The sequence below is a fragment of the Micromonospora sp. DT43 genome, from assembly GCF_049841645.1.
In the GTDB taxonomy this organism is placed as follows: Bacteria; Actinomycetota; Actinomycetes; order Mycobacteriales; family Micromonosporaceae; genus Micromonospora.
In genome coordinates this window covers 218,419-230,328 of sequence record NZ_JBNCKR010000009.1, presented here as the reverse complement: position 1 = coordinate 230,328, position 11,910 = coordinate 218,419, and the positions used below count along the sequence as shown (strand labels likewise).

11 protein-coding genes are annotated in these 11,910 nt (G+C 71.6%); 8 read left to right on the top strand and 3 right to left on the bottom strand.

The genetic code is table 11. From position 1 onward, the window contains the following. The 3 genes from ACLQ26_RS22085 (at nt 1) to ACLQ26_RS22075 (ending at nt 2,815) form a co-directional block, all read left to right on the top strand. A complete protein-coding gene (locus ACLQ26_RS22085) occupies nt 1–1,425 on the top strand; it encodes a M16 family metallopeptidase (protein ID WP_425746217.1) in 1,425 nt (474 codons plus the stop codon). Between the two features lie 96 nt (nt 1,426–1,521). Then, complete coding sequence (gene dapB / locus ACLQ26_RS22080; RefSeq protein ID WP_425746216.1) at nt 1,522–2,274, top strand: 4-hydroxy-tetrahydrodipicolinate reductase; 753 nt, start codon at nt 1,522–1,524, stop codon at nt 2,272–2,274. A 70-nt stretch (nt 2,275–2,344) separates the two neighbouring features. Next, the gene (locus ACLQ26_RS22075) at nt 2,345–2,815 is read left to right on the top strand and encodes a GNAT family N-acetyltransferase (RefSeq protein ID WP_425746215.1); all 471 of its coding nucleotides are present in this window, start codon (nt 2,345–2,347) and stop codon (nt 2,813–2,815) included. Between the two features lie 94 nt (nt 2,816–2,909). Here ACLQ26_RS22075 and ACLQ26_RS22070 read toward each other — a convergent pair whose 3' ends face one another. Next, nucleotides 2,910–5,015, bottom strand: a complete 2,106-nt coding sequence (locus ACLQ26_RS22070; RefSeq protein WP_425746214.1) for a glycogen debranching N-terminal domain-containing protein — start codon at nt 5,013–5,015, stop codon at nt 2,910–2,912. A gap of 156 nt (nt 5,016–5,171) precedes the next feature. On the opposite strand from ACLQ26_RS22070, the gene ACLQ26_RS22065 reads away from it, so the two are divergent. The 4 genes from ACLQ26_RS22065 to ACLQ26_RS22050 all read left to right on the top strand — a co-directional run bounded on the left by ACLQ26_RS22065 (nt 5,172) and on the right by ACLQ26_RS22050 (nt 9,509). Further along, nucleotides 5,172–6,149 (top strand): LacI family DNA-binding transcriptional regulator, encoded by a 978-nt coding sequence (locus ACLQ26_RS22065; RefSeq protein ID WP_425746213.1) that lies wholly within the window; start codon nt 5,172–5,174, stop codon nt 6,147–6,149. A 24-nt stretch (nt 6,150–6,173) separates the two neighbouring features. Continuing rightward, complete coding sequence (locus ACLQ26_RS22060; RefSeq protein WP_425746212.1) at nt 6,174–7,424, top strand: sugar ABC transporter substrate-binding protein; 1,251 nt, start codon at nt 6,174–6,176, stop codon at nt 7,422–7,424. Nucleotides 7,425–7,498: 74 nt separating this feature from the next. Then, a complete protein-coding gene (locus ACLQ26_RS22055) occupies nt 7,499–8,620 on the top strand; it encodes a carbohydrate ABC transporter permease (RefSeq protein WP_425746211.1) in 1,122 nt (373 codons plus the stop codon). Nucleotide 8,621: 1 nt separating this feature from the next. Further along, complete coding sequence (locus ACLQ26_RS22050) at nt 8,622–9,509, top strand: carbohydrate ABC transporter permease (RefSeq protein WP_425746210.1); 888 nt, start codon at nt 8,622–8,624, stop codon at nt 9,507–9,509. Between the two features lie 39 nt (nt 9,510–9,548). Here the strand turns inward: ACLQ26_RS22050 and ACLQ26_RS22045 are convergent, their stop codons facing one another. Beyond that, nucleotides 9,549–10,130, bottom strand: a complete 582-nt coding sequence (locus tag ACLQ26_RS22045) for a GNAT family N-acetyltransferase (protein ID WP_425746209.1) — start codon at nt 10,128–10,130, stop codon at nt 9,549–9,551. Nucleotides 10,131–10,165: 35 nt separating this feature from the next. Here ACLQ26_RS22045 and ACLQ26_RS22040 point away from each other — a divergent pair, with 35 nt between their 5' ends. Next, complete coding sequence (locus ACLQ26_RS22040) at nt 10,166–11,440, top strand: glycosyltransferase 87 family protein (protein WP_425746208.1); 1,275 nt, start codon at nt 10,166–10,168, stop codon at nt 11,438–11,440. Here ACLQ26_RS22040 and ACLQ26_RS22035 read toward each other — a convergent pair. Then, nucleotides 11,339–11,890, bottom strand: a complete 552-nt coding sequence (locus ACLQ26_RS22035; RefSeq protein ID WP_425746207.1) for a GNAT family N-acetyltransferase — start codon at nt 11,888–11,890, stop codon at nt 11,339–11,341. The two genes, ACLQ26_RS22040 and ACLQ26_RS22035, sit on opposite strands and share 102 nt — an antisense overlap. Between the last annotated feature and the right edge of the window lie 20 nt (nt 11,891–11,910).

Genomic DNA, 11,910 nt, shown 5'->3' with positions numbered 1-11,910 from the left:
GTGAGTCGGGCCTTCAGTGCGCCGTTTCCACCGGATCGACGGGGGGTGGCTCCTGGCTGGCGGGCCAGCCAGGCGAGTCGAGCCCGGGACAACGGGGCGGGCCGCTCCGGCGGCGCCGCCCGCGCGGTGACCCGGACGCTCAGCGACGACCCGCTGGGCGGCACGGTACGACGTACCGTGCTGCCCAGCGGCCTGCGCGTCCTCACCGAGGCGATCCCGGCGATGCGCAGCGTGTCCTTCGGCGTCTGGGTGGCGGTGGGCTCGCGCGACGAGACCCGTCCGCAGGCAGGCGCCGCGCACTTCCTCGAGCACCTGCTCTTCAAGGGCACGCACAAGCGCACCGCGCTGGAGATCTCCTCGCAGATCGAGGCGGTGGGCGGCGAGACGAACGCCTTCACCACGAAGGAATACACCTGCTACTACGCCCGCGTGCTGGACGAGGACCTGCCGCTGGCGATCGACGTGATGTGCGACCTGGTCGCCGACTCGCTGCTGGAGCCGGCCGACGTGGAGACCGAGCGTGGCGTGATCCTGGAGGAGATCGCCATGCACGACGACGAACCCGGTGACGAGGTGCACGACCTCTTCGCCCGGGCCGTCTACGGCGACCACCCGCTGGGTCGACTGATCTCCGGCACCGACCAGACCGTCACACCGATGACCCGCCGGCAGATCCAGACGTTCTACCGGAACCGCTACGTCGCGCCGCAGATCGTCATCGCCGCCGCCGGCAACCTCGACCACGCCGCGGTGGTCAAGCTGGTCCGGCAGGCCGTGCGCGGCACGCCACTGGACAGCGACCCGGCCGCACCGGCCGCACACCGCGCGGCCACCCCGGCGGTACGCACCAAGCCGGCCGCCACCCTTGTCGAGCCGAAGGAGACCGAGCAGGCGCACGTCCTGCTGGGCTGCCCGGGCATCGATCGCACCGACGACAGGCGCTTCGCCCTCGGGGTGCTCAACAACGTCCTCGGCGGCGGCATGTCCAGCCGCCTCTTCCAGGAGATCCGCGAGCAGCGCGGCCTGGCGTACTCGGTCTACTCCTACGCCAGCCAGTACGCCGACAGCGGCCTGTTCGCCGTCTACGCCGGCTGTGCGCCCGGCAAGGTGGACGAGGTGCTGGCACTGACCCGCGCCGAGCTGGCCCGGGTGGCCGCCGACGGGTTGACCGAGGCCGAGGTGGCGCGGGGCAAGGGGATGAGCAAGGGCTCGTTCGTGCTCGGCCTGGAGGACACCGGTTCCCGGATGAGCAGGCTGGCCAAGGGTGAGCTGCTCTACGGCGACCTGATGCCCGTGGACGAGCTGCTCCGCCGGGTCGACGAGGTAAGCGTCGCGGACGTGAACACTCTCGCCGCCGAGCTGCTCAGCCGGCCGATGTCGTTGGCCGTCGTCGGCCCGTTCGGCGAGGGCGACTTCTCCGCCTGAGTGCCTGTCGCCGCGCGGGCGGGGGCGTGTCCCGGCCGGTGGAGCGGACCGGATCCGGCGGGGAGGGCACGTCCCGATTGGGATAGGTTGTGCCCCGTGACTGACGAGCAGGGGAAGATCCGGGTCGGCGTGTTCGGTGCCCGGGGTCGGATGGGCATCGAGGTCTGCAAGGCTGTCGACACTGCCGACGATCTTGAGCTGGTGGCGTCGATCGACCAGGGCGACAGCCTCTCCGCCGTCGCCGACGCCCAGGTGGTCGTGGACTTCACCACACCGGACGTGGTCATGGACAACCTGCGGTGGGCCATCGAGCAGGGCATCAGCGCGGTCGTCGGCACCACCGGCTTCACCGAGGAGCGCCTGGAGCAGGTGCGCGGCTGGCTGGCCGACAGGCCCGGGGTGGGCGTGGTGATCGCGCCGAACTTCGGCATCGGCGCCGTGCTGATGATGCAGTTCGCCGCGCGGGCCGCCCGGCACTTCGAGTCCGTCGAGATCATCGAGCAGCACCACCCGCGCAAGCTGGACGCCCCGAGCGGCACCGCCACGCACACCGCCCGGCAGATCGCCCGCGCCCGCGCCGAAGCCGGTCTCGGCCCGGTGCCGGACGCCACGAAGGACGAGGTGCCGGGCGCGCGGGGCGCCGAGATCGACGGTGTACGCGTGCACGCCGTGCGCGCCACCGGTCTGGTCGCGCACCAGGAGGTGCTGTTCGGCGGCACCGGCGAGACGTTGACCATCCGGCACGACTCGTACGACAGGGTGTCGTTCATGCCCGGCGTGCTGCTTGCCGTCCGCGCGGTGCGCAACCGTCCCGGCCTCACCGTCGGCCTGGACGCGCTGCTCGACTGACGGGCCCGTTCCTCCGCTCCGGGCGAAAGGGCGGTCGCGGTGCGGGTCCAGCCGTCCCTAGGCTGCCCCGATGATCGATGGTGGACACCTGGACCGGAGCGGGCGGCGAGTCACCCTGCGGCGGGTCGACGACGACAACTGGCCTGCGGTGGCTGATGTCGCACCAACTGACGACCAGCGTCGGTTCGTGGCCGCGTTGGGCGCGCGATATTTGCTGCTGAGCACCCGCTCCGAGGTGTGGACCTCACTCGCCGTGTACGCCGACGAGGCCGTCGTCGGCCACGTCATGTGGGGCGTGGACGACGACGGCTCGCACTGGATCGGCGGAATGCTTATCGACGCCGCCGAGCAGGGTCGGGGCGTCGGCCGAGCGACGGTGCAGACCCTGGCCCCCTGGCTGGCGGCCCGGGACGGCGGCCCCCCGGTCCGCCTGTCGTACCACCCCGACAACACCCCGGCCGCGACCCTTTACGAGTCCCTCGGCTTCCACCCCACGGGTGCGGTGGACGACGACGAGCTGATCGCCGAACGAATGCCCTGAGCCCCGCGATCTTGCAATTTCTGTCGCGACAGAAGGCGCATCTCCCGCATCTCGACAACCGAAACTGCAAGATCGCCGGGGTGACCGGCCCGGTCTAGCGGGGGAGGGACGGGGTCGTGGGGCGGCGTTGGGTGGGGAGGGTCGGGGTCAGCGGGGTGGGGAGGCCGGTGACCGTGGCTTCGCCGGTGCGGTCGACAGTGACGTGCACGGGGGTGTCGGCCACGCGGAGGCCGTCGACAGCCACGGCACCGAACTCCGCTCCCGCCAGGGGTGCCAGCCGGACCGTGCCGCCCGGCACGTCGGGGTAGAGGCCCGTCGCGGCCTGGAGCAGCAGCACCGCGCCCGCCGCGGCCCACGCCTGGGGTCGGCACGCCGCCGGGTACGGCACCGGGCGGTCGAGCAGTGCCCGGTCGTCGCCGCCGTACAGCTCCGGCATGCGGTAGTCGAACGCCTCGGCAGCGCTGAGCAGCCCTTCGGCCAGGCCGAGCGCGGCGTCGCGGTGCCCGCCGCGGGCCAGTCCGGCGAGCACGATCGCTGTGTCGTGGGTCCAGATCGAACCGCAGTGGTACGACAGCGGGCTGAAGCCGGCGTCGTCGCTGGACATGGTGCGTAGCCCGAAACCGGCGGCCATGGTGTCGGTGGTGAGCAGGCGGGCGACCTGCGCCTCCTCGTCCACGGTGAGCAGGCCGGTGCCGAGCAGGTGACCGATGTTGCTGGTCAGCGAGTCGACGGGACGCTTGTCCCGGTCGAGGGCCAGGGCGGGCTGCGGGCCGTACCGGCCGTCGACCCAGAAGCTCTCCCGGAACCGGCGGGCCAGCGTGGCGGCGTGGTCGCGCCAGCGGTCGCCGCCGGGGCGGCCGAAGGCGTCCAGCAGGGCGGCGCCGTTCACCGCCGCCTCGTGGGCGTACCCCTGCACCTCGGCCAGCACGATCGGCGCGGTGGCCAGCGAGCCGTCGCGGAACCGGACGGCGTCGCCGGAATCCTTCCAGCCCTGATTGGACAGCCCGTGGCCGGTGGTGTCGATGTACTCGACGAGGCCGTCGCCGTCCGGGTCGGCGTGCTCGCCGAGCCAGCGCAGCGCGGCCTCCAGGTGCGGCAGCAGCGGCACGATCTGGTCGGCCGGCAGGCCCCACCGCCACGCGTCGTGCAGCAGGTTGACCCAGAGCATGGTGGCGTCGACGGTGCCGTAGTAGGCAGGCGGGAGGCGCAGCCCGTTCCCGGGCAGCGCGACCTCGTGCCCGCGCAGCTCGTGCAGGATCTTGCCGGGGGATTCCCCGGTGGCCGGGTCGACGCGGGTGCCCTGTCGGCGGGCGAGCACACGCAGGGTCCCGGCCGCCAGGTCGGTGCCGAGCGGCAGCATCATCCGGGCCGCCCAGAGGCTGTCCCTGCCGAACAGGGTGAGAAACCAGGGCACGCCGGCGCCGAGGAAGACGTCTGCGGGCGCGCCGGTCTCGGCCAGGCGTAGCCCGCGCAGGTCGTCCAGGCTGCGGTCGAGAAGGCGGACGAGCCGCCTGTCGTCCGCGGTCACCTCGGGTCGGGCCCACTCCGGCTCCCCGGTCGGGCCGACCACCACGGCACGCGGGTCCTCGACCCTCACCTGCCAGCGCAGCACCGTCTCGCCTCCGGGGGGCAGGTCGATCGGCCAGGCCAGCCGGGGCGCGGCGGCCCGTTCGTCGGCGGCGAGCACGTCGGCGTCCGGCGCGGTGACAGTGACGCTGATCCCGTCGGCCGACCAGGTGAGCACGCCCGGCTGACCGGTCTTGGCCGCCAGCGGCGCGGCGGCCCCACCGGACTTGACCACCTCGATGGGGGCCAGGTCGCAGCCGAGGTCGACGCTCACGGTGGCCCGTACGCCGACCGTGGCGGTGGAGACGATCCGCAGCTCCTCGGTGAGGCCGTCGCGCGTCGCGTGACGGACTCGGTCGACGCGGACGGTGGGGTCGGGCGTGGGATCGCCGAGCCAGCGCGCCAGGCCCACGAAGCGAGTGCCGTGCGGGCCGTCCGCACCGCGTGTCAGCCCCTCCAGCTCCTGGTCGTCGACCCGCAGCTCGGCCCGGGAGAGCACCCGGGTGTCGGCGTGGAAGACGCCCTGGACGCCGGTCGGGCGGATCTGCCCGGTCGCGTCCCCCAGCGCACTGGTCGGGGCGAGCACCACCCCCACCAACTCGTGCAGAAGGGGTTGCAGCTGGCGTTCGATCACGGTGCGGCTCCAGATCTCGGGGTGCGGGGCGGACATCTTGACAACGCGCCCCGGGCGGTGCAAAGTGCGAAACATTCCAGAAACTTGAACGATCTAATCCTGCACTATCCGAATTGGATCGTTCAAGACGGCGAGAGGGATTAAGTGCCAGAAAAGGTGACCATCGCGACGGTGGCCCGGCGCGCCCGAGTGAGCCGGCAGACGGTGTCGAACGTGCTCAACGCCCCGCACATCGTGCGGCAGGAGACCCGCGAACGGGTCGAAGAGGCGATCAGCGCGCTCGGCTACCGGGCCAACCAGGCCGCTCGGCAGATGCGCACCGGCCGGTCCCGTCTCATCGCCGCCCGCATCGAACCCACCCGGGACGGCATCAACGGCTCGGTGCTCGACCGCTTCCTGCACGGCCTCACCGAGACCGCCGACGCCGCCGGCTACCGGGTGCTGCTCTACACCGCCACCGACGACGAGCGGGAGATCGCCACCTACGACGACCTGCTCGGCACGTACGAGCTCGACGCGTTCGTGCTCGTCGGCACCAAGTACGGCGACCCGCGTACCGCCTGGCTCGCCGACCGGGACGTGCCGTTCGTGACCTTCGGCCGCCCCTGGGACGCGCTCGACGCGCACCCCTGGGTCGACGTGGACGGCGCCGCCGGCACCGGCGCGGCCACCCGGCACCTGCTGGCCGCCGGGCACCGACGGATCGCTTTCATCGGTTGGCCGCTCGGATCCGGTGTCGGCGACGACAGGCGGGCCGGCTGGCACGACGCCCTGCGCGCCGCCGGTGTCGACCCGACCGGGCTGCACCGCGAGACCGAGGACGGCATCGCCGAGGGCGAACGGCTGACACGTGACCTGCTCGCCACCGCTGCGCCGACCGCCGTGCTCTGTGCCAGCGACTCGCTCGCCCTCGGCGCGCTCCAGGCGATCCGGGGCACCGACCCGCCAGTGTCGGTGATCGGCTTCGACGACACGCCGGTCGCCGCCGCGGTGGGGCTGGCAAGCGTCAGCCAACCGCTGGGCGAGGCCGCCGCCCGCTGCGTGGACCTGCTCACCGGGGTCCTCGACGGCAATCACGAGACCCCCACCCACGTGCTGCTCCAGCCCTCGCTGGCGCTGCGGCACACCGCGTAGTCCCATCCCCCACCAGGAGAGAACATGGCACCCAGAACCCTCACCCGGGCCGCGGTGGCCGGCGTCGCCGCCATCGCCCTTCTCGGGTCCGCGGCCTGCGGCAGCGGCTTCGACGACTCGTCCGGCGACGCCAAGCAGTCCAGCGGCCCGGCAAGCCTGCAGATCCTGATCGGATCCTCCGGCGAGGCCGAGACCAAGGCAGTGCAGGACGCCGCCGCGAAGTGGGCCACGAGTTCCGGCAACACCGCCACTGTCACCCCGGCGCAGGACCTCACCCAGCAGCTCGGCCAGGGCCTGGCCGGCGGCACGCCGCCGGACGTCTTCTACGTGGACGCGTCCCGGTTCGCCGACTACGCCAGCGTCGGCGCCCTGGAGCCGTACGGCGACAAGATCAGCAACTCGGGCGACTTCTACGAGAGCCTGCGCACCACGTTCACCTACGACGGCAAGCTCTACTGCGCGCCCAAGGACTTCTCCACCCTGGCACTGCAGATCAACACGGACCTGTGGGCGAAGGCCGGACTGACCGACGCCGACGTGCCGACCACCTGGGACCAGCTCACCGCGACCGCCCAGAAGATCAAGGCGAAGGGGCAGGTCGCCCTGGCGCTCGGCGACACCCGGGACCGGATCGGCGCCTTCCTGGTGCAGAACGGCGGCTGGCTGCTGAGCAAGGACGGCAAGCAGCCGACCGCCGACACCCCGGAGAACCTGGCCGCCCTCCAGTACGTCAAGACCCTGCTCACCTCCGGTCTGGCCAAGTACCCGAAGCAACTCGACGCGGGCTGGTCCGGTGAGGCGTTCGGCAAGGGCAAGGCCGTGATGACCATCGAGGGCAACTGGATCAAGGGCGCCCTGCAGAACGACTTCCCGAACGTGAAGTACAAGGTGGTCGCACTGCCGGCCGGCCCGAAGGGTCAGGGCACGCTCTCCTTCACCCAGTGCTGGGGCGTCGCGGCGAAGTCGAAGTACAAGGATCAGGCGATCAAGTTCGTCGAGGCGATGACGAGCGGCGAGCAGCAGATGACCTTCGCGAAGGCGTTCGGTGTCATGCCGTCCCGGCAGTCGGTGCGCGACCAGTACACCGCCGCCTTCCCGGCGGACAAGGTGTTCGTCGACGGCGTCGCGTACGCCCAGGGCCCGGTGAACGCCCCGAAGATGGACAGCGTCCTCAAGGACCTGGACACCGGTCTGCAGGGCCTGACCAACGGCGACCCGAAGACCGTGCTGCAGAACTTCGACAAGAACGCCAAGGCGGCGCTCGGCGGCAGCTGAGGTGGCGGCGGGGGCCCCGACGACCAGCGGGGCCCCCTTCCGCGCCTTCGGCCCGAGACAAGGAGGGAGGGGAGATGGCAACCGAGACACTGACCGCCGTGGCCACCGCGCCCGGGACGACGCCCAGGCGACACCGTGGTGGCGTCCGCGGCAACGAGAACCTCGCCGGGTGGCTCTTCGTCACGCCGGTGATCGTCATCCTGGGGCTGTTCCTGCTGCTGCCGATCCTGATGGCGCTCTGGGTCAGCCTGACCGACTGGAACGGGCAGGGCAGCCCGTTCACCGGCGACGTCCCGTTCGTCGGAGCGCACAACTACACGCAGTTGTTCACCGAGGACGGGCTCGCCCGCCGCGACTTCATGACGAGCATCCGCAACAACATCTACTACGTGGCGATAGTGGTGCCGGCACAGACCGTGCTGGCGCTCGGGTTGGCGCTTGTGGTCAACAACCGGATGCTCAAGGGCAAGAGCTTCTTCCGTAGCGCGTTCTACTTCCCCTCGGTCACCAGCTCGGTCGCGATCAGCGTGGTGTTCCTGTTCCTCTTCGCCAACTCCGGCGCGGTGAACGCGCTGCTCGGCCTCCTCGGGATCGACGGCCCGGAGTGGTTCGCCGACTCCAGAGGCGTACTGCACCTGCTCTTCGGCGCGGTCGGCGTCGACTCACCCCCGGCGGCGCTCACCGACGGTGGCCCGTTCGGGCTGACCTGGTGGGACTGGCTGGCCGGCCCCAGCGTCGCGATGATCTCGATCATCACGTTGGTCGTCTGGACCACCTCCGGCACCTTCATGCTGATGTTCCTTGCCGGGCTGCAGAACGTGCCGGTCACGCTGGACGAGGCCAGCACCCTCGACGGCGCCTCCCGCTGGCAGCGCTTCCGCTACGTCACCCTGCCGATGATCAGGCCGACCACCTTCCTGGTGCTCACCCTCGGCATGATCGGCTCGTGGCAGGTCTTCGACCAGGTGTACGTCATGAGCCAGGGCGACCCGGCCAAGACCACCGTCACCCCGGCCTACCTGTCGTACCGGACCGCGTTCCGGGACTTCGACTACGGCTCCGGCGCGGCGATCTCCTTCGTGCTGTTCCTCATCATCATCGTGCTCACGCTGATCCAGCGCCGGGCGCTGGCCGAGCGGGACACCGACCGGCCGCGGCGCGGCTGGCGGCGTCGACGCGTACCGGAGAGGTCCTGACATGGCCGTGCTCACCGACGGCCCGGCGGCGGCGCCCGCGCGCGGCGACCAGCGCGCGGCCCGCACCCTGGCCACCCGCTTCCTGGGGTACGCCACGCTCGTCTTCTTCGGGTTGGTGTTCCTCTATCCGTTCGTCATCCAGATCGCCAACTCGTTCAAGACCGAGCCCGACGCCGCGGCGAACCCGCTCTCCCCGATCCCGGACCCGCTCACCCTGGCGGGCTTCGAGCGGATCTTCGCGGGCACCAATTTCCCGCTGTGGCTGGGCAACTCGCTGCTGGTGACGGTGCTGGTGACCCTCGGCCGGGTGTTCTTCGACTCGCTCGCCGGCTACGCCCTTGCCCGGCTGCGGTTCGCCGGGCGCGGCGGGCTGTTCGCAGCCGTCATCGCGGTCATGGCGGTGCCCGGCGTGGTGCTGCTGATCCCGAAGTTCCTGGTGCTCAACCAACTAGGCATCTACAACAGCTACGCCGGTCTGGTGGTGCCGCTGCTTGCCGACGCGGCGGGCGTGTTCATCATGAAGCAGTTCTTCGAGTCGATCCCGGTGAGTGTCGAGGAGGCCGCCCGCATCGACGGGGCGAGCATCTTCCGCACCTTCTGGTCGGTGGTGCTGCCGATGGCGAAACCGGCGCTGATCACCCTCACCGTCCTGTCGTTCCAGGGCTCCTGGAACGAGTTCCCGCACAGCCTCGTGTCGGTGCAGGACCCCGACCTGTTCACCCTGCCGCGTGGCCTCGCCGACCTGGTCAGCGGCTCGCTGGGCAGCGGCACCCAGTACCCGCTCAAGCTGGGTGCGGCGCTGCTCGCCACCATCCCGGTGGGGATCATCTTCGTGGTGTTCCAGCGCTACTTCGTCCGCGACGCCAACGACGGCTCGGACAAGGGCTGACCGGCGCCGGTGCGGCGGCCCCCGGGCCGCCGCACCGGTTCACTCGGTCGGGACCTTCTCGGGCGGGACGGCCACGTGCAGGCGCACCTGGGGCACCAGCATGTCGTCGACGTCAAGCGCCCGGGCCGCGCCGTCGGGCTCCCAGCCGGTGCTGGTGAGGAACTTCCGGGTCGCCTCGTCACCGTCGAACGCCCAGGCCACCGCCCGACTCAAGCCGTCTTCCCGCCACAGGTCGACGGTCGCGGCGAGCAGGCGACTGCCGTGCCCCCGCCGACCCCAGCGCGGCTCCACAAGCAGGTCGGTCACTGCCGCCACGTCCGGGCCGAGCGCGTCGGCCGGCTCACCCGGGGCGAGCGCCTCGCTGTCGGCCGGACCGGAGGCGGCGAACCCCACCAGATACGATTGCTCGGCCTGTTCGACGGCGACAAGCACCCGGTGCGCGCCGGAGGGCGGCTCCAGCACCGCGGCGCTCCACCGCCGGGCGAGGAACGCCTCGTCCAGGTTGTCGAGCACGTGCCGAGGCAGGATCCGGCGGTACGCGACCCGCCAGGTCGCGAGCTGGATGCGTGCGATCTCGCCGGCGTCCTCGGGACGCGCCGGGCGGACGTACCCGAGAGCCATGGGACGGAAGCCTACGCAGGGCGAGGGAGGCGACGGTGGCGCAGGGTGCCAACAGAACGACCGCGCAGGTCGTCGGGGTGGTGGTGCTCGCCGCGGCGGTCACCGCGTTCCTCGCCGTCGCGGCCGTCCGGCACGGTTTCTTCGACCTGAAGGTCTACTACGGCGCGTTGACCTGGTGGGTGCACGACGGCGGGGAGATCTACGACTACCTCAAACCGGGCACCCAGTACGGCTTCACGTACCCGCCGTTCGCGGCGCTTGTCATGCTGCCGATGGCGTACCTGCCGTGGTCGGCCGCGATCGTGGTGAGCGTCCTCGCCAGCGTGGCCACCACTACGGTGTTGATCTGGTGGCTGGTCGACCCGATCGCCCGCCGGGCCGGCTGGACCCGCTGGTTCGCGCTCGCCGTCGCGCTCTGCCTGGCCGCCGCGTTCGAGCCGATGCGGGAGACGGTGAACTTCGGCCAGGTCAACACGCTGCTGCTCTTCCTGGTGGCGGTGGACCTGCTGCGGCTGTTGCCGGCCGGCAACCGGTGGGCCGGGGTGGGCATCGGCCTGGCCACCGCGATCAAGCTGACCCCGGGCATCTTCATCGTCTATCTGCTGGTCACCGGGCGGTGGCGGGCAGCGCTCACCGCGAGCGGCGCGGCCGCCGGGGTGTCGCTGCTGGCCGGCGCGCTCTTTCCGGACGCCTCCCGGGAGTTCTGGACCGAGGCGCTGTGGAACACCGGGCGGGTCGGCGAGCTGGCGTTCGTCTCCAACCAGTCGCTGCGCGGAGTGGTCGCCCGGCTCGACCCGCAACATCCGAGCACCCTGCTCTGGCTGCTGCTCGTGCTCGGCGCCCTGGCGCTCTGGGCCTGGCGGTCCCGAGCCGCCGTCGCGGCCGGCGACGAGGCGACCGGCCTGGCGCTCACCGGCGCGGTGATGTGCCTGGTCAGCCCGGTCACCTGGGTCCACCACCTGGTCTGGCTGCTGCCCGGGCTGATCCTGCTCGTCGACAACGCGATGGCCGCGCCGGCCGGTCGTCGTCGCCGCGTCCTGCTGACCGCCGCGACCATCGGGTACGTGCTGCTGATCAGCCGAACCGTCTGGTTCTGGGAGAAGGACTTCACAGGCGTCGACGGCTTTCTCGGCAGCAACGCTTACGTCTGGATCAGCCTGGCTCTGCTGGCCTTCCTGCCGATCCGCCGGTGGCTGGCACCGGACGGGTCAGTCGTCGAGGCGGCCGGCGTACCGCAGCTCGACCAGTCCGACCGGCCCGCGCCCGCCGGCGAGCGGCACCTGGTAGGTCGACCGCTCACCGTCCGCTGACAGCCCCGCCCGCTCGTAGAACCGGCGGGCCCGTCGGTTGTCCGCCAGCACCCACAGCCGGTAGCCGGTCCAGCCCCGTTCGCTGAGCCCGGCGCGGGCGGCGGCGAGCAGCGCGGCGGCCGTCCCGTCACCCCAGAACGCCGGCTCGACGTAGAGCGCCAGCACCTCGCCGACAGTCGGGTCCAGGTCGTCGCGGTCCTGGTTGCGGCGGTACGGCCCGAACGTGGTGAAGCCGACGACCAGCCCGTCCACCTCACCGAGCAGGGTGCTGAACGGGTGCTCCGGGTCGGCGGTGCCCACGTCACGGCGGCGCTGCGCCCAGGCCCCCACGTTGAGTCGCCCGAGCACCTCGTCCGGCATGACACCGGCGTACCCCGACTGCCAGCCGTGCACGTGCACCCGGGCGACGGCCTCGGCGTCGTCCGGCTCCTCCCGGCGGATGGTCAGCATTGCACCGTTCTATGCCCCCG

Excerpts from the sequence above, each read along its gene's own strand:
- ACLQ26_RS22045 (WP_425746209.1), bottom strand. The coding sequence starts at position 10,130 with ATGGCTCTCGGGTACGTCCGCCCGGCGCGTCCCGAGGACGCCGGCGAG.
- ACLQ26_RS22050 (WP_425746210.1), top strand. The coding sequence starts at position 8,622 with ATGGCCGTGCTCACCGACGGCCCGGCGGCGGCGCCCGCGCGCGGCGAC.
- ACLQ26_RS22060 (WP_425746212.1), top strand. The coding sequence starts at position 6,174 with ATGGCACCCAGAACCCTCACCCGGGCCGCGGTGGCCGGCGTCGCCGCC.
- ACLQ26_RS22055 (WP_425746211.1), top strand. The coding sequence starts at position 7,499 with ATGGCAACCGAGACACTGACCGCCGTGGCCACCGCGCCCGGGACGACG.
- ACLQ26_RS22035 (WP_425746207.1), bottom strand. The coding sequence starts at position 11,890 with ATGCTGACCATCCGCCGGGAGGAGCCGGACGACGCCGAGGCCGTCGCC.
- ACLQ26_RS22075 (WP_425746215.1), top strand. The coding sequence starts at position 2,345 with ATGATCGATGGTGGACACCTGGACCGGAGCGGGCGGCGAGTCACCCTG.